The sequence below is a fragment of the Flavobacterium sp. YJ01 genome (assembly GCF_029320955.1).
Classification (GTDB): domain Bacteria; phylum Bacteroidota; class Bacteroidia; order Flavobacteriales; family Flavobacteriaceae; genus Flavobacterium.
The window spans coordinates 4,453,515-4,471,399 of the sequence record NZ_CP119757.1; the positions used below are offsets into that span (position 1 = coordinate 4,453,515).

Sequence of the window (17,885 nt, forward strand, 5' to 3'; positions counted from 1 at the left end):
GTTTCAAGTTTCAGGTTTCAAGTTTCACGTTCTGTTGACAACTTTAAACCTGAAACTTGAAACTTGAAACAAAAAATAATGAAATTAGATATATTAGCCTTTGGCGCGCATCCAGACGATGTAGAATTGGGTTGTGCAGGAACCATTTTAAAAGAAGTATCACTTGGTAAAAAAGTAGGGATTGTAGATTTAACGCGTGGCGAATTAGGAACACGCGGAACAGCAGAAACTAGAGATCAAGAAGCAAAAGACGCGGCGAAGATTTTAGGCGTTGTAGTACGCGAAAATTTAGCGATGCGTGACGGATTTTTTGTTAATGACGAAAAACATCAATTAGAGGTCATAAAAATGATTCGTAAATACAAACCTGAAATTGTATTATGCAATGCAATCGACGATCGACATATTGATCACGGAAAAGGAAGTAAATTAGTTTCTGATTCTTGTTTTCTTTCTGGTTTAATGAAAATCGAAACTTCAATTGACGGCGAGAAACAAGAAGCTTGGAGACCAAAGATTGTTTACCATTATATTCAATGGAAAAATATTACTCCAGATTTTGTTGTTGATATTACAGGATTTGAAAAAAAGAAAGTGGAAGCGATTTCTGCTTATAAAACGCAATTTTACGATCCAAATTCGAAAGAACCTGCAACGCCAATTACAAGTAAAAACTTCTTTGAGAGTTTAAATTATCGTGCGCAGGACTTAGGAAGACTAGTTGGAAAAGATTTTGCAGAGGGTTTTACGGTTGAAAGGTGTTTGGCAGTCAATAGCTTAGAAAATTTGATTTAATTTTTATAAAAATTTTTCATTTTTTTCTTTGTAGAACTGAACCTTTGTTCTATATTTGCACTCGCTAAGCAGAAAAATGGTGGTTGTAGCTCAGCTGGTTAGAGTAGCGGTTTGTGGTGCCGCGGGTCGCCGGTTCGAACCCGGTCAGCCACCCAGATTTAAAGCCTTGAAGAAATTCAAGGCTTTTTTTGTGCGTTTATATTTCTTTGAAATCATAATTAAAATTTCAAATATAGCCCGTGGTTTCAACCACGGAGACAATCGGGATATGCGTTGCGTAATGTTACATTCCCGTGGTTGAAACCACGGGCTATGTTTCTTAATGTTGGTTCATAATTGATTTTGTCTTTAAAATTTTTAATATTCCATAGGAATATCTCGTCGGTAGCAAAAATGATATTATATTGTATGGTATCCTGTAGGGACACTTGTTTACATGTATATATAATTCGAATTTAAGTCATTCCTTCGGAATAAATTTTTTTCATTAAAAAAGCCCAACGGCAAAGTTGGGCTTTTCTGGTGGTTATTATATTTGGTTTATTATGCTATCTAATTTCTTCAAATGTAGTTCCTTGTTTAATATCTCCAGTTTTAAAACCTTTATTAAACCAATACATTCTCTGTTCTGAGCTTCCGTGTGTAAAAGAATCAGGAACTACATGTCCTTGCATTTTGCTTTGTATCGCGTCGTCTCCAACTGCATTTGCAGCGCTTAATGCTTCTTCAATATCTCCCGAATCTAAGTTTTCCTGATTATAATGGGCCCAAACTCCAGCATAAAAGTCTGCTTGTAATTCTAATGCAACAGATAATTTATTTGCTTGAGCTTCGCTTTTTCCTTGTTGGTCTTGACGCATTTTTGCAGATGTTCCCAATAAAGTTTGTATGTGATGACCAATTTCATGCGCAATTACATAAGCAATGGCAAAATCGCCTCCTTTTGCTCCAAATTTATTTTTTAATTCTTCAAAAAAAGCCAAGTCCATATATACTTTACGATCGCCAGGGCAATAAAATGGTCCAGAAGCCGATGATGCACCACCACAAGCAGTTTGTACAGAACCTTTAAAAAGTACCAATTTTGGTTTTTCGTATGTCATGCCGTGCTCAGCAAAAATTTTACTCCAAATATCTTCGTTATCTGCCAAAATAACTCTAACGAAATTCCCCATTTCTTCATCTTCTTTGCTTAAAGGAGCAGCAGTTTCAGTCTGTTGGTTTTGTCCACCTTGCAATTGCTCTAAAACAGGAGTGATCATTTGAGCATTTTCACCTCCAAAAACATTTACCAAAAGGATAATGATACCGATTATTCCTCCACCAATAACGGCTTTTCCGCCAGATATACCTCTTCGGTCTTCTACATTATCACTTTGTCTTCTGCCTTGCCATTTCATATTGAATTGTTTTTAAACTTAATATCTAAAAGGTTGTACGAATTTATAGATTTTTTGTGATAAATTTTACATTTGAAAGATTTATGTTTAGTTTTTAATCACAGTCTAAGTCTTAATTGGAGATTTAGACTGAAATATGGGACTGGAATTGAAAACTATAAATTATCCTAGCCATTTTGTTAATGCTTCTTCAACAATTCCTTTCATGATTGGTTTAGAAATATAATCGTCCATTCCAGCAGAAATGCATTTATTTCTTTCCTCTTTTTCTGTTCCAGCGGTCACTGCGATTATTGGAATATCACGGCCTTTTGGACTATTTCTGATGGCTTTCGCAGTTTCGTAACCATTCATAATTGGCATTTGAATATCCATGAAAATTATCGTCGGATTTATCTCTTCAAATTGTTGTATCGCTTCATATCCATTTTCACATTCGTATATAAAGGCATTGTTGTAAAGATTTTTAATAATCGTTTTTAGAAGCAACATATTTACTTTATTATCTTCTACAATCAAAAATGTAATCTTATTGCCGTCGCGCTCTATATTTTCAGAGTCCAATTCGATATTTAAACTTTTAAGTTCAGTATTGTATTTATCATTAATACTTTGATTGCTTGTTTTTAGATTTAAATCAAAAAAGAAAGTACTTCCTTCATTTATTTTGCTTTCAAGCTGTAATCGGCTTTCCATCAAAGCTAATAACTGATTTGAAATTGTCAATCCTAATCCAGTTCCTCCGAATTTTCTCGTTGTAGAACTATCTTCTTGTGAAAAAGCTTTGAAAATTTTCTTTTGGTTTTTTTCTAAAATTCCAATTCCAGTGTCAATTACTGCAAAACGAATTAGATGATAATTATTTTTCTTTTTTTCTAAAACAGAAACATTTAATTTGATAGAACCTTCAGTTGTAAATTTTATCGCATTAGAAAGTAGATTAATTAAGATTTGTTTGATTCGAACAATATCGGTCCAAATGAATTTCGGAACATCGGTATCAATGTTCAGTTCCAAGCTCAGATTTTTTTGATTGGACTCGTAAACAATTAAATCGAAAACCTGCGCCAAGACCTTTTTTATATCGTAGAGATCGATAAACAATTCTAATTTTCCTGCTTCGATTTTAGAGAAATCTAGAATATCATTTACAATTTCAAGCAGTGAATGCGCCGATTGATTTATCGTTGTCATGTATTTTTCCTGAATTTCTTCCAAATCAGTTTTCATCAATAAATGAGTAAAACCAATAATTCCGTTTAGCGGTGTTCTAATTTCGTGCGACATATTTGCCAAGAAATCAGATTTAGATTTGCTGGCTGCTTCTGCCAATTGTTTGGCTTTTATGGCATCTTCAATTTCTTTTTTGTTAGTAATATCAAAGTAAATTCCGCCAACAAATTCAATTTCATCATCTCTTTTTATAACATCTCCAAACTCTTCAATCCAAATATATTCTCCAGTTTTTCGCTTAATTCGATAAACATTATGCAATGGCATTCCGTTTTGCAAATTATCAATTTGATTATTGATAACTTCTTCTTTATCATCGTGATGAATTAAAGAAAGAAACGACAAATTATTCTCTATAAATTCAGATTTTGAATATCCAGTTAAATTTAGAACTTCATCATTTAAGAAAATCTTGGTAGAAAAAGCATCAAATTTTGATAGATAAACCGTTCCAGGAATATTGTTGGCTATTAATTTAAATTTCTCTTCACTTTCGAGTATTTTACTTTCGTTACGATTTCTTTCAAGTGCAGACGAAATATTATTGGCTAATACCTGAAAAATATTGATTTCGTCTTCAGACCATTTTCTTTCATTAAAACAATCATCAAAACCAATAAAACCAGTAAAAAGATCATTGATGTAAAGCGGTAAAATTAAAATAGATTGAATTTCGTTATTGATTAATAACGTTCTAAAGAAACCTTCGTTAAGTTGTCTTGTCAAAGTATTTACAATTTTCTTTTGCTGAGCGGCGTCGTAAATTTCTTTTAAATTTTCTTCCGTCATATGGCGCAAAGGCGTAATCTGGTGAGCGACACCTTCGCGAGACCATTTGTATTTTTGGTAGACAGTATTATAAATTGGATCTTTTTCGTAATAATACATATGATCTACTTTTGCAGCTCTTCCGATAATGTTGTAGGTTTCCTGAAACATCTGTTCGGTAGTTTTGCTAAGTAAAAATTTTTCTGTGCATAATGAAAGTGCAGATAAAAGATCACTTTTGAATTCTAGTTTTCTTTCGGCCTCCAATCTCATTTGCGAAGAAATTGCTAATGAAATTACATCAGAAATTGTTCTCGCATAATTGATGTCTTCATTGTCCCATTCTCGTTTTTTTTCGGTGCTTTCAAAACAAACAACTCCAGCCAATTGTCCCGTTAGAAAAATTGGAACATCTAACATTGACTTTATGTTATTTTGCGTAAAATATAATTTTTGAAATTCAGAAGTTTCTAATTTATTGAAAACGTCTGGGGCATTAATGATGGCTTTGTTGTTTAAAGTTTCAAAATATATTGGATACGATTCTTTGTTTAGAATATTTTTATCGTTTAAATTTTGATTATCAAGACTGTAAAGGTTTTGGCAAGTAATTAAATCGCTATCATATTTCCAAAAACTAACGCGATTAGCATTGCTTATTGTTGAAGCTTCTTTTAGAATCAGATTAATTACAATATTTAATTTGTCATATTTGCTGAAATCGGTTGTCGATAATTTTTTTGTCGAATTATTGTAAGCTTCAATTTTTTTAAGTCGTCTTTTTTTCTCCTTTTCGATGTTCTTTTTTTCAGTAATATCTCTTGCTATTCCAGAAAAACCTGCAAATTGGCCGAATTCATTTCTTCGCACAGTAATTTTTTGAGAAATCCACATTTCTTTTCCATTTTTCTTGAAAATAGGAATTTCTATTACTGAGTTATTAGTTTCATTTAAAACTAGATTGGAGTAAAAATCTGCAGCACTTTTAATATATTGCTCTTGAATAAAACTTGAATAATGCTTCTTTATAATTTCATTTTCTGAATATCCTAAAATTGAAATTCCAAATTCATTTATGAAAGTAAAATTACCATCAGTATCAAACTCAAAAATGATATCGGTTGCTGTCTGGATTAGATTTTTGTATTGATTTTGAACAAGAATTTGTTCTGTAACATCCTGACCTATACTTATAATTAAATCTTCTGAGAATTTTTTGTCTTTCCATTGAATGTATTTAAACTCTCCATTTTTACATTTCAATTTTCTGATGTAAATCTTGTCTTCTTCATTTTTTACAGAGTTTAATGTTGTCGAAAATTCAGAATCCTGAGTTAATTCCCAGAATTTTATCCCCATAACTTCTTCAGGCTGATAACCCAAAATAGAAGTAATTGTTTCGCTGCAAAATAAAATTTCTCCGTTCTGATTGGATGCAATTGTAAGTGAATTTCCTTTGTGGACAATTTCATTAGCAAATCTAAAATTGTCACGATTATTTAATAAAACCGCATATTTTACTTGGTTTATGATGAAAATTAGAATGCAAAAATTAATCAGTAAAATAGAAGATTTTATTGGAATTAGCTGAAAAGCCACCGTAAGGATTAGAAATGTAAAGACCAAACCAACAAAAATCCAATATATTCTTATGGGTTTTAGAATATTGTACGAAAAGAAAAAAGAAATTAGAAAAACTATTATAGGTACAACATCGTTACGAAGCAGTATAATATTTGAGCCTACATAACTCATGTATATAAAGAAACAAAAGATAAAAATCTGCTGAATTTTATCTCGAAGCCATTTTATTTTATCTGTAATTGCATAAATAAGGAGTACGCCAATACCAATAGAAACATTTAAAATTAAAAGACTTTTAGGCCTGATTTTGAAGATTTCATTGATAATCTCGATTACAATTACCGCAATTCCAAAAAATAAAATATAAAGCTGATATTCTTTGCTAACGGTATCTTGTTCTTTCTTTTTTTCTATAAAATATCCAATTTTAGCCTTTATTCTAAAAAACTGATAAACAAGCAGTGAAAGAAATGCAAAAAGAGATAAACCTAAGACAATAAGTTTTGGGTTATTGTAGAAAATAATGTCAGAAGAAAATAGTTGCCAACTTGCCATAATAGCCTCTAAGGCATTTCCAATACTGAAAATTCCTGAAATTACCGATTTGAAAAAACTACAGTCCACGGCCATAGAATTTGGGGTAGTTGGTTTACTAAAAAGCCTTTGAAAATTCTTTAAAAGAGTTGGTCAGTCTCCTTGAGAATAAGAATTTTCTATTTTAATCTACACTAGAATTTCCAATTGAATTAATTGAATCTTCTTGTTTTATTCCAAATATTGCGTAATATGTTGCATAAATCATTGAGGAATTAAAGACGATAGTAAAAAGTACAAGGATACCACATCCAATAAGACCGACAAGAGAGCCGATAAATCCTAAAATGAAAAAAGCAAATATGGTAAGCGGGTTTTTGGTAACGATGATGAAACTTGATTTTATAGCCTCAATTCCTTTTAATTTTCCAAAGACAACTAACGGAATTGATAAAAACATGAAGTAGGATATAAAGTACGGTATTACAATTGCAATAGTATTTCCTATGGAAGAACTGTCAATGTTTTTTACTATCTCGGAAATACCTGTTCCTACTAAAGCAGGAATAAAAGCATTTATAAATAATTGTACGAAATAAGGAGCCTTATAATAGCTGAAAATTGTTGAAACATTAAATTCTACATCTCTGTCTGCAGAATCTGCCATTTTTAAAAAACCGGCCATAAAAGGTGCTAGTAAACCAGCCAATGTAGCCAATCCGAGAGAATGTATTAAAATTTCGTCTCCAGATAATTTTCGTTTGCTATATTCTCCAATGAAATCTTTTTTGATATTCTCTATTCCGAAAACAGCTGTAATTGTTCCCATATAAACTAAAGCAATAAATACGGAAAATACCAAAAAGATAAGTCCTGAATATATTGCTATTTTTTTATAATTTTCAAAGGCGTGATCAAAAGTTGTAGCAAAATCAAGAGAATAGCCATTTTTTTTAATGTCCTCAATTTGATCAAGTGTAGATTTCATTTTTGCGTAAAATTGTTTTATAGACTTGTAATATTATATATGTATCTTGACGTAAATATAATATTTTAAATCAAATCCGAATAAAAATCTACAAAACATTCCGCAGGAAAGTAACTATTTTAAAGCCAGTCTAAAATGCGTTTTATTGAAGCTAATTTATCTTTGTAAGGAGCATATCGCATTGGCAAATCAAGCCAATTTCCTTTTTTGACAATCGGTTTGTGATGAGAAAAAGTATCAAAGCTACGCTGGCCGTGATATGCGCCAATTCCGCTATGACCGACACCGCCAAAAGGAAGTCTTTTATTTGAGAAATGAATTACAGTATCATTTACGCATCCTCCTCCAAAAGAGTACTTTGAAATTAATTTCTTAACAAATGAATTATTTTCACTAAAAATATAAAATGAAAGAGGTTTCTCATAACGGCTCACCACATTTTCAATATCATTTTCATTTTCATATGTAAGAATTGGGAGTATCGGACCGAAAATTTCTTCTTTCATAACCGGACTATCTAAATCAGGTTCTTCTAATAAAGTTGGCGCAATGTAGAGTTTATTAGCGTCACTTTCTCCTCCAAATAAAACATGCTCATTTTGAATCATATTAGTAAGTTGATACCAATTTTTGGTATTAATAATGCGCGCAAAATCAGGAGATTTGTCTATTTTTTTTCCATAAGCCTTAATGATTTCTTCAATTAGGCAGGTAATAAAATTGACTTTCATATTTTTTTGAACCAAAATATAATCGGGTGCAATGCAAGTCTGGCCCGCATTAATAAATTTTCCCCAAACAATACGTTTTGCAGCAAGTCTTAAATTGGCAGTTTCGTCGACTATACATGGATTTTTTCCGCCTAATTCTAAAGTTATTGGAGTCAAGTTTTCTGCTGCGGCTTTTGCAATTATTTTTCCAACTGCAACACTTCCAGTAAAAAATATATAATCCCAGCGTTGTGCCAACAATTTATTTGAAACTTCTACGCCGCCTTCAAAAACTTCAACATGATTAATGTGGAAAGTTTTTTCTATAATTTTAGCAATAATTGCCGAAGTGTGAGGAGTAAGTTCTGATGGTTTTACTGTAACCCTGTTTCCAGCGGCAACTGCAGCAATCAAAGGGCATAAGGCCAGTTGAAAAGGATAATTCCAAGGTGCAATAATCAAGACATTGCCGTAAGGTTCTTTGTAAATATAATCGCTAGAAGGAAAATTTATAAGTGAAGGAAAAACACGTTTGGGTTTCGCCCAAGAATTTATGTTTTTGATAGTGTCTTTAAGTTCTGAAATTACATAATGAGTTTCTGTAACAACAGCTTCAAACTCAGGTTTTTTAAAATCATCATGTAAAGCTTGAATTATTAAATCTTCACTTTTCTGAATGTTGTATAATAACTTTTTCAGTGTTTCTTTTCGATACCCGATGTCACTTTTATAATCCATTTTTCCGATCAGCTTGTTTTTTACTCTATGCAAGTTAATCGATAAAATTTTAAAAATTAACAATTAAATCATAAAAATCATACAGCATTCCAAATCGGATCTTCTGGAGTTGGAGCGATAATTGTAATGTTTTCTTTTGAAACCGGATGAACAAAAGTTAGTTTTCTGGCATGAAGATGAATACCGCCGTCAGGATTACTTCTGTCTGCGCCATATTTTAAATCGCCTTTTATTGGAGATCCAATAGCAGATAATTGTGCACGAATTTGATGATGACGTCCAGTATGCAGGTTGATTTCCAACGCCGTATAATTATGAAGTTCTTTGATTATGGTATAATCTAAACTTGCTAATTTGCTGTCAGGAACTTCTTTTAAATGTGCCTTTGAAGTATTGTTTTTTTCGTTTCTTTTTAAATAATGAACCAATTTTGCTTTCGCTTCTTTTGGTTTATTTTTGACAACCGCCCAATATGTTTTTTGTGTTTCGCGATTGCTAAACAATTCGTTCATTCGCGAAAGCGCTTTACTAGTTCTCGCAAAAACTACAATTCCAGTTGTTGGACGATCCAAACGATGGATTACACCCAAAAAAACATCTCCAGGTTTGTTGTATTTAGCTTTAATATATTCTTTTACAATATCAGAAAGAGGTTTATCGCCAGTTTTATCTCCTTGTACAATATCGCCAACACGTTTATTAACCACAATAATGTGATTGTCTTCGTGAAGAATTTGCAAATTATTTTTATCAGATAGTATTTTCACAATCAATCAGTTAGTTTGATGAAATTTGGCTAAAGCCTATAATGTGTCTTAAAAATAAACCTCCAGCTAAAGCTGGAGGCAATTCATAAAAAAAATCTTTGAATTTTTGAGACTTTGTTACTTTGGACCTTTGTGCCTAAAAAAACTTAGTATCTTAGAATCTTCGCAACTTAGAACCTCAAAAATTAATATTGTTCCTTTTCGTTCGGGAAATCACTAGATTTAACATCAGCCGCATATTGACCAATTGCTTTTGTCATTTCTTCATAAAGATTTAAGTAACGACGTAAGAAACGCGGACTGAATTCATTATTCATTCCAAGCATATCGTGAATAACTAAAACCTGACCATCAACACCGCCTCCAGCACCGATACCGATAACAGGAATCGAAATACTATCAGCAACTTTTTTTGCAAGTTCTGCTGGAATTTTTTCTAAAACAACAGCAAAACAGCCAATTTTTTCCAACATTTGAGCATCTTCAATCAATTTTTCTGCTTCTTCTTCCTCTTTTGCACGAACGCTGTAAGTTCCGAATTTGTAGATAGATTGCGGTGTTAAACCCAAATGCCCCATTACTGGAATTCCAGCGTGTAATATTTTTTTAATCGATTCTTTAATTTCTTTTCCGCCTTCTAATTTTACTGCGTGTCCACCGCTTTCTTTCATAATTCTGATAGAAGAACGTAAAGCTTCTTTAGGATCAGATTGGTAACTTCCAAAAGGTAAATCTACAACCACTAAAGCTCTTTCGACAGCACGAACTACAGACGAAGCATGATAGATCATTTGATCTAGCGTAATTGGCAGTGTTGTTTCGTGACCTGCCATAACATTTGATGCTGAATCGCCAACTAAAATTACATCAACACCCGCAGTGTCAACGATTTTTGCCATTGTATAATCGTAAGCGGTAAGCATAGAGATTTTTTCTCCGTTGCTTTTCATTTCAATTAATGACTTTGTTGTGATTCTTTTATAATCTTTCTTAGCTACTGACATTTTTTTTGTTTTTGATATTGTAAAAGTATTGAATAATTGTAAAATGGGAATCAGCAATAATAGAATATTTCAACAGAATACAGTTTTCTATCTTTAAATTCCAATCTAAACTGACTGTCTACCATTATTATAGAATAAATATGTGATGTTTTTAGAGAAGCTTCAAGATAACTTCCATGTTTTTCAATGAAAGCTTTTTCAGACAGTAAATTAAGTCATTTTGAGTTTTTTTTAGCCACAGATTAAAAGGATTAAAAGGATTCGAACAAATTTTTATCTTATGTCGATCAAAAAAATAATCAGATTTAATTTTAAACAAAATCTGCTTAAATCTGCCAAATCTGCGTGAAAAAATCATTTTAATCTGTGGCTAAAAAATATATTTAACAATCCGCCATATTTACGGCAATTGCAAGTCCGCCTTCTGAGGTTTCTTTATATTTAGAATTCATATCTTTTGCCGTTTCCCACATTGTATTAATTACTTTGTCTAAAGGTACTTTAGCATTTTTAGAATCAGTTTCTAAAGCCAATTCCGCGGCATTAATCGCTTTTATTGCGCCCATCGTATTTCTTTCAATACAAGGAATTTGAACCAAACCGCCAATAGGATCACAAGTTAAACCTAAATGATGTTCCATTGCAATTTCTGCCGCCATAAGAACCTGAGCTGGAGTTCCGCCCATTAATTCGCAAAGTGCAGCCGCTGCCATTGATGACGAAACGCCGATTTCTGCCTGACATCCGCCCATTGCAGCAGAAATAGTGGAGCCTTTTTTGAAAATACTTCCAATTTCGCCCGCGACCATCAAGAATTGTTTGATTTCTTTTTCGCCTGCATCATGGTTTTCAATTACCATATAATACATCAAAACGGCCGGAATTACGCCCGAACTTCCGTTTGTTGGAGCTGTAACAACGCGACCTAAAGAAGCATTTACTTCATTCACGGCAAGTGCAAAACAGCTAACCCATTTTAAAATCTGGCGAAATTTAACTTCGGTTTTTCTAATTTCTTGAAGCCAGCTTTGAGGATCGTTATAATTTGATAATCCGATTAGGTTTTGGTGCATATCAAAAGCTCTTCTACGCACGTGAAGTCCGCCAGGAAGAATTCCTTCAGAATGACAACCGATATACATGCATTCTAACATCGTATTCCAAATACGCATTAATTCAGAATGAACTTCCGCTTCTGGACGCATTGAGATTTCATTTTCATATACAATTTCAGAAATCGATTTGTTTTCAGAAATGGTATAATTCAATAACTCCGCCGCATTTTGAACCGGATAAGGAAAGGCACATTTTATTTCTTCTTTTAATTTGGCATTTGTGCGTTCTTCTTTCACCACAAATCCGCCGCCTATAGAATAAAAAGTAGATTCGTATTCAGAATCGTCTGATTTATAAGCTGTAAATTTCAATCCATTTGCATGGAAAGGAAGAAAGTCTTTGTTGAAAACAATGTCTTGAAGAAAGTAAAACGGAATCATTTTTTGGTTTCCCAAATTGATTTCATTAGTAGTTTCAATCTTTTTGATAATTCCTGCAATATCTTCAACAGGAATATATTCAGGATCTTGCCCGCTTAAACCCAGCATAACGGCAAGATCGGTTGCGTGCCCTTTTCCAGTGAGAGAAAGAGATCCGTATAAATCGACTTTTACTCGCGTAATATTGTCTAAAATTGCTTCGTCTTTTAGCTCTTCCAAAAAGCGTTCGGCAGCACGCCAAGGTCCTAAAGTATGTGAACTTGAAGGACCAACGCCAATTTTAAGCATATCAAAAACAGAGATACATTCTTCCATTGTTCGTTTTTTGTTAAGACAAAGATAATTGAATAATGCAATGAAGATTCATCTTTGAATGTTAATCTTGCGTATTCGTTAAAAAATATATTAAATTTTAATAATTCGGCAACAAAATAAATTTAAATCCTTAATATGCACTTTCCGTCAAAAGTTCATCTTTTTTCGGTATTTTTGTAAAAGAATGAGTCTATAATTGACTTGATTCTTAATATTAATACTTCCTGGATTTTGTTTTAATTCTGAAAACGTCTTTTTACAAATTATAATGCCACAAGAAGATAAAGTTACCATATGATAGAATTTTTCAGACATCTATTACAAGAATTCGAATTACCTCTAAGCAATCCAGTATTGATTTTTTCGTTAATACTTTTTATTATTCTGCTTTCGCCAATTTTACTTAAAAAAATTAATATTCCCGGAATTATCGGACTTATCATTTCCGGAGTTATTATCGGTCCTCACGGATTGAATATTTTGGCAAAAAATTCCGCCGTAGACTTGTTTTCTACAATCGGACTTTTATATATCATGTTTATTGCCGGTTTAGAATTAGACATGAATGAGTTTAAAGCCAATAGAAATAAGAGTTTATTATTTGGTTTTTTTACTTTTATTTTTCCTCTTTCCATCGGATTTCCTGTTTGTTTTTATTTACTGCAATATGATTTTAATGCGAGTTTCTTAACCGCAAGTATGTTTGCTACGCACACTTTGGTTGCATATCCGATTGTTAGTAAATTGGGAATCGCTAAAAATCAGGCTGTTGCTATTACTGTCGGCGGAACAATTTTAACAGATACAGCCGTTCTGATTATTCTTGCCGTAATTATGGGAAGCAGTCAAGGGAATCTAAATCAAGCTTTTTGGATTAAATTGACTATTTCGTTAGCGATTTTTTCTGCCATTATGTTTTTGGTTATTCCGAGAATTGCAAAATGGTTTTTTAAGAAGTTAGAAAGTGAAAAACACGCCCACTATATTTTTGTACTTTCTGTGGTTTTCTTCGCAGCCTTTTTGGCAGAAGTAGCAGGAGTAGAGCCAATTATTGGCGCTTTCGTGGCAGGTTTGGCTTTAAATCCGTTAATTCCGCATTCTTCGGCTTTGATGAATAGAATTGAGTTTATCGGAAATGCATTGTTTATTCCGTTTTTCTTGATTTCTGTAGGAATGCTTGTCGATGTTAGCGTTATTTTAAGCGGTCCGACAGCTTTGATTGTAGCAGGAACTTTGAGTGTTGTGGCAATTTTTGGAAAATGGATTGCAGCATTCTTTACGCAAATTGTTTTTAAATACAGCAAAACCGAAAGACAGCTTATTTTCGGATTGAGCAGTGCGCACGCGGCAGCAACTTTGGCGGTAATTTTGGTTGGATTTAAAGCTAAAATTTTAGATGAAAATATCTTAAACGGAACTATTATTCTGATTTTAATTACTTGTATTGTAGCTTCTTTTGCAACCGAAAAAGCGGCTAAAAAGATTGCAATCTGCGAAGAAGAAATTTCGCATGAAGATGCAGAAAAAGATCAGATTTTAGACGAACACATTTTGATTCCGTTGGCGAAAACTTCTGCCGCAGCGAGTTTGCTCGATTTTGCTCTTTTAATTAAAGATAAAAAATCATCTAATCCTGTGACTTTGTTGACAATTGTTCCCAATAATAATCAGGCAGAAAAGAATATTTTAAAATATAGAAAAGCCGTTGATAAATTTGTGGTTCAGGCTTCGGCTTCTGAAGTAAAAATCAATACAATTGCCAGAATCGATCATAATCCTGCGAGCGGAATTGCAAGAACTTCTAAAGAAATCATGTCGGATATTGTGATTGTCGGGTGGCCAAGAAAAACAGGATTTTTAGATAAAATTTTCGGTGAAAATGTAGATTCCATTATCAATAATGTAGATAAAAATTTATTTATCTGCCGATTTCAAAAGAATTTTATAGAAGAAAAAAGATTGGTTTTTGTCTGTCCGCCATTTTCAGAAAGAGGAATTGGTTTTCATTTATTAATTCAGAAAGTCAGTAGATTATCGCAAGAATTAAGTATTCCGATTGTGATTTACGCCGAATACAAAACACACGAAACTATTCAGCAAATTGCTAATAATTTGAAATTGAATGCTAAATTAGGATTTAAAAATGTTTCGGATTGGGAAGATTTTGAATCTATTTCTGACGAAATGAAACCAACCGATTTAGTTGTATTTAATCTTTCTAGAAAAGGCTCGGTTTCTTATCAGTCAATTTTTGATAAACTGCCTCAGAAATTCGAAAAATCTTTTGAAGATAGTAATGTGATTTTGGTTTATCCGCAAGACGATAGAAAAGAAAGCGCCATGGATGCCTACGAAGACTTTACGGCTTCACCTTTAGCAAAAGGTATTGAAGCAATTGAGCAAATTGGTCGTGGTTTGGGAAGTATTTTGAAGAAGGGATAATGATGAAAAGCTTTTCTAAATTCATAATTGCTTTGATTTCGATTACTTTTTTAAGTTGTAATGATGGAAAAAAAGCTGAAACAACAAATCAAGGTTTAATTGAAAGTAAAAATAAAGCATCAAAACAAAAACTTGAAGTAGCGGAAAACTTCGAGGAATTCAATAAAAAATTTCACTCAGATTCTATTTTTCAAGTTTCAAGAGTTGATTTTCCGATTGAAGGAAAACATGTTTCTGGCTTTGAACAATACAATTGGACAAGAAAAAATTGGGAGTTTCATGCTATTCCAGTCTCTGAAAAAATAGAAATTGGAGAATATGAACATTCGTTAACAAAAACAGATTCTTTAATAACTGAAAGATTTTGGATTCCAGATAGTGGTTTTGAAGTGGAAAGGCAATTTAAGCTGATAAATAACAAATGGTTTTTAATTTATTATAACGACATAAATTTATAGTAAAATGGGAAAGAATATAAAATCAATCAGACCATTTATTGGATCTAAAAATTTCGAGATTTCTAGAAGCTTCTACAGAGATTTAGGTTTTGAAGAAATAGTTTTAGATCCAAAAATGTCTGTTTTTAAATCTGATGAAATTGCCTTTTATTTGCAAGATGCTTATGTAAAAGATTGGATTGACAATACAATGATTTTTGTCGAAGTTGAAGATGTAGAAAGTTATTACAGCAAACTTTTAGCTTTAAATCTTCCAGAAAAATTTGAAGGAGCAAAATTAACTCCAATAAAATATTTAGATTGGGGAAGCGAATGTTTTCTGCACGATCCGTCTGGAGTTTTATGGCATTTTGGAAAGTTTAAATAAAATTGATATTTAAGTTTACCACAAATTTTACAAATTATTATTCGATAAAAAAGTAAAAATAAATTAGTGAAATTTGTGGCAAAAAAAATCATCTCAAACCAAAATCTCCCAAAACACGAGTTGTGTCTTTACGCTGATACCAATCATTGTAAACCAATTCTAAATTTTTCACTTCAAATTCTCCAAAATCATAATCACGATATTTTTCTGCAATTTCAATTAATTTTTTCGGATTATGGAGTTTTTCCTGAAAACGCATTATCGTAGAATGCGCCGTAAAGATAGAATAACGAGTGTCCATACTTTGCTGTAATCCTGACTTTTTGAAATTCTCGCGAAGTTTATTTCGTAAATTATTTAAAGTTTCATCACTAGGAAATCCCTGAATCATCAAAGCTGATGGAGAGGCGGTTACGCCTTTATAATGAATTTTGATTTTGTCTACATCTACCAAACTTCGGCAGATAATTTCGATGTATTCTTTTGGCGAAATCTGATTTAAAGTAAAGTTTTCCGAACACGAAATAATAGACATAACCGTAACATGAATATCCGATTCGGGATAAAAATACTGCTCAGGTTCTACTTTTTTTAATTCATTAATAAAATGCTGAATATTGGCTTTAATTTCATCGTTCGGACGAATAAGCAACGTTATTCCAAAACGAGAATCAGATTCATTTTTAAGTTCTAAATCTATCGAATATTTTCCTGCTGCAATTGTTGCCGCAGAAGTTTCATAAAGTTTGTCGTAATGTTCGGTTAGGTTGTTCATTAGAAAATATATTATTCGGCTTCAAAAATAGATTTTAATTGCTTTTGCAGATCGTGTTTGTTGTTTTCTCCACTGCCTTTCCATTTTCCAATAATAATGCCATTTTTGTCTATTAAAACTTTATGTGGAATTCCGTTAACAAAATAATCTGTAATGATGCTTTTTGTGTCTTCTGAAATAAAAATATGTCTCCAAAGTTCAATTTTTTCTTTCTCAATAGCTTTTTTCCAAAGATCTGTTTTATCGTCTTTTGCAATGCTAATTATTTCAAAACCTTGTCCGTGATATTTTTGATATAATTCTTTAATATAAGGCAATTCTTCGCGGCATGGTCCGCACCAGCTTGCCCAAAAATCTATTAAAATATATTGTTTTCCTTTAAATTCGTCGAGCGAAATAGGTTTATTATTAATGTCTTTTAAAGCGAACTCTGGAGCTTTGCTTCCAACTTTACTTTGTTTAAAGTATTTAAGCTTTTCTGCCATTTCGAGGCCTTTCTCAGAATTCTTTATTTCGGGTGTAAAATTTTCAAAAACATCAACGAAAGTGTCATAAAAATTCATGCCAATAAAACGACCAACATGTATTCGGATTAAGCTTAGAGAATGCAATGAATTGGGATGATTTTTAGCAAAAGCAAAATCAAGTTTTAATTCGTTGATATCATTTTGATCTTTTGCATTTTCTAAATCATCTAATCGAAGAATTAATTGATTTTTGATGATAGAATCTTTTTCAATTTCAATTTTTGAAATAAGTCCTTTTTGCAATCCTAAAATCGAATCACGAATTTTTTTGGTTGGTTTGTGCAACTCTAAAATTTCTTTTTCTATTGCAGATTCGTCCTGAGCAAAACTCAAATTACTTATAAGAAAAATAAAAAGGATAAACAGAAAGCTTAATTTTTTCATTGAATAAGAGTTTTGTGGTCAACTTCAAATTTAAGTTATTTCTTTTTTACTTTTTCTAGATTTTCTTTCACCCTAAATTTTACAATCTTAGTTATCAAATCATAAGGCATTTTTTCTTTTAACGGAAATTGAACAGAACCTTTGCCTGATTTATATTTAGAAAGTTCCGCAGCAAAAGCTTCATGTCCAGTTGGCAACGCATACAATCCGATATGATTTTTGTAGGCTGCAAAGTAAACCACAATTCCGTTTTGCTCAAAAGCTGGCATCGAATAACTGATTTTTTCTCTAGCATCTGGCGCCGCTTTCTGAATCGTCATTCTAACTTTTTCCAAAATTTCCTGAACATCATTCGGAAATCCGCCAATGTATTCATCGATATTTTCAGGTTTCTTTGTTTCCATTTTTTAGTTTCAAGTTTCAAGTTTCAGGTTTTCACTAGCAACGTCAGTTTTTTTAACGCAAAGTGCGCTAAGATTTTTAAATTACGAGATGAGGTAGAATCTATATATTAAGTTCGCAAAGCTTTATCTGTAAAGTGATTTATGTAAATAAAGCTTTGCGATCTTTACCATTTTAATGATTCTCGAAAAACTTCGC

At 32.3% G+C, this 17,885-nt stretch carries 14 protein-coding genes and 1 tRNA gene; 5 read left to right on the top strand and 10 right to left on the bottom strand.

Annotated elements, in window-relative coordinates; translation table 11 throughout:
- Positions 1-78: 78 nt before the first annotated feature.
- Both bshB1 and P0R33_RS19450 read left to right on the top strand, forming a co-directional pair.
- On the top strand, positions 79-795 hold the full coding sequence (bshB1, locus tag P0R33_RS19445) for a bacillithiol biosynthesis deacetylase BshB1 (protein ID WP_276172823.1): 717 nt from the start codon (positions 79-81) through the stop codon (positions 793-795).
- A gap of 79 nt (positions 796-874) precedes the next feature.
- Positions 875-948 (top strand) — tRNA-His (locus P0R33_RS19450).
- 395 nt (positions 949-1,343) lie between these two features.
- On the opposite strand, the gene P0R33_RS19455 is transcribed toward P0R33_RS19450, so the two are convergent.
- The 7 genes from P0R33_RS19455 to P0R33_RS19485 all read right to left on the bottom strand — a co-directional run bounded on the left by P0R33_RS19455 (position 1,344) and on the right by P0R33_RS19485 (position 12,332).
- The gene (locus P0R33_RS19455; protein ID WP_276172824.1) at positions 1,344-2,195 is read right to left on the bottom strand and encodes a neutral zinc metallopeptidase; all 852 of its coding nucleotides are present in this window, start codon (positions 2,193-2,195) and stop codon (positions 1,344-1,346) included.
- Between the two features lie 162 nt (positions 2,196-2,357).
- Positions 2,358-6,410, bottom strand: a complete 4,053-nt coding sequence (locus P0R33_RS19460) for a PAS domain S-box protein (RefSeq protein ID WP_276172825.1) — start codon at positions 6,408-6,410, stop codon at positions 2,358-2,360.
- Between the two features lie 88 nt (positions 6,411-6,498).
- Entirely contained in the window at positions 6,499-7,302 is an 804-nt protein-coding gene (locus tag P0R33_RS19465; RefSeq protein WP_276172826.1) for a hypothetical protein, read from the bottom strand.
- Positions 7,303-7,421: 119 nt separating this feature from the next.
- A complete protein-coding gene (locus P0R33_RS19470; RefSeq protein WP_276175673.1) occupies positions 7,422-8,750 on the bottom strand; it encodes an aldehyde dehydrogenase in 1,329 nt (442 codons plus the stop codon).
- Positions 8,751-8,827: 77 nt separating this feature from the next.
- Entirely contained in the window at positions 8,828-9,517 is a 690-nt protein-coding gene (locus P0R33_RS19475) for an RNA pseudouridine synthase (RefSeq protein WP_276172827.1), read from the bottom strand.
- Between the two features lie 185 nt (positions 9,518-9,702).
- Positions 9,703-10,521, bottom strand: coding sequence for a 3-methyl-2-oxobutanoate hydroxymethyltransferase (gene panB / locus P0R33_RS19480; protein WP_276172828.1), 819 nt, complete (start codon positions 10,519-10,521; stop codon positions 9,703-9,705).
- A 383-nt stretch (positions 10,522-10,904) separates the two neighbouring features.
- Positions 10,905-12,332, bottom strand: coding sequence for an L-serine ammonia-lyase (locus P0R33_RS19485; protein ID WP_276172829.1), 1,428 nt, complete (start codon positions 12,330-12,332; stop codon positions 10,905-10,907).
- Between the two features lie 294 nt (positions 12,333-12,626).
- On the opposite strand from P0R33_RS19485, the gene P0R33_RS19490 reads away from it, so the two are divergent.
- From P0R33_RS19490 to P0R33_RS19500, 3 genes are read left to right on the top strand one after another with little or no spacing between them, the layout of a single operon-like run.
- A complete protein-coding gene (locus P0R33_RS19490) occupies positions 12,627-14,774 on the top strand; it encodes a cation:proton antiporter (RefSeq protein ID WP_276172830.1) in 2,148 nt (715 codons plus the stop codon).
- Positions 14,774-15,232 (top strand): hypothetical protein, encoded by a 459-nt coding sequence (locus tag P0R33_RS19495; protein WP_276172831.1) that lies wholly within the window; start codon positions 14,774-14,776, stop codon positions 15,230-15,232. The genes P0R33_RS19490 and P0R33_RS19495 overlap by 1 nt, the downstream gene beginning before the upstream one ends.
- Positions 15,233-15,236: 4 nt before the next feature.
- Positions 15,237-15,599, top strand: a complete 363-nt coding sequence (locus P0R33_RS19500; protein WP_276172832.1) for a glyoxalase — start codon at positions 15,237-15,239, stop codon at positions 15,597-15,599.
- A gap of 88 nt (positions 15,600-15,687) precedes the next feature.
- Here P0R33_RS19500 and P0R33_RS19505 read toward each other — a convergent pair whose 3' ends face one another.
- From P0R33_RS19505 to P0R33_RS19515, 3 genes are read right to left on the bottom strand one after another with little or no spacing between them, the layout of a single operon-like run.
- Positions 15,688-16,374 (bottom strand): 2'-5' RNA ligase family protein, encoded by a 687-nt coding sequence (locus P0R33_RS19505; RefSeq protein WP_276172833.1) that lies wholly within the window; start codon positions 16,372-16,374, stop codon positions 15,688-15,690.
- A gap of 11 nt (positions 16,375-16,385) precedes the next feature.
- Positions 16,386-17,285 carry a TlpA disulfide reductase family protein gene (locus P0R33_RS19510; RefSeq protein WP_276172834.1) on the bottom strand — a complete coding sequence of 300 codons (900 nt, stop codon included), beginning with the start codon at positions 17,283-17,285 and terminating at the stop codon, positions 16,386-16,388.
- A 35-nt stretch (positions 17,286-17,320) separates the two neighbouring features.
- On the bottom strand, positions 17,321-17,689 hold the full coding sequence (locus tag P0R33_RS19515; protein WP_276172835.1) for a DUF1801 domain-containing protein: 369 nt from the start codon (positions 17,687-17,689) through the stop codon (positions 17,321-17,323).
- Between the last annotated feature and the right edge of the window lie 196 nt (positions 17,690-17,885).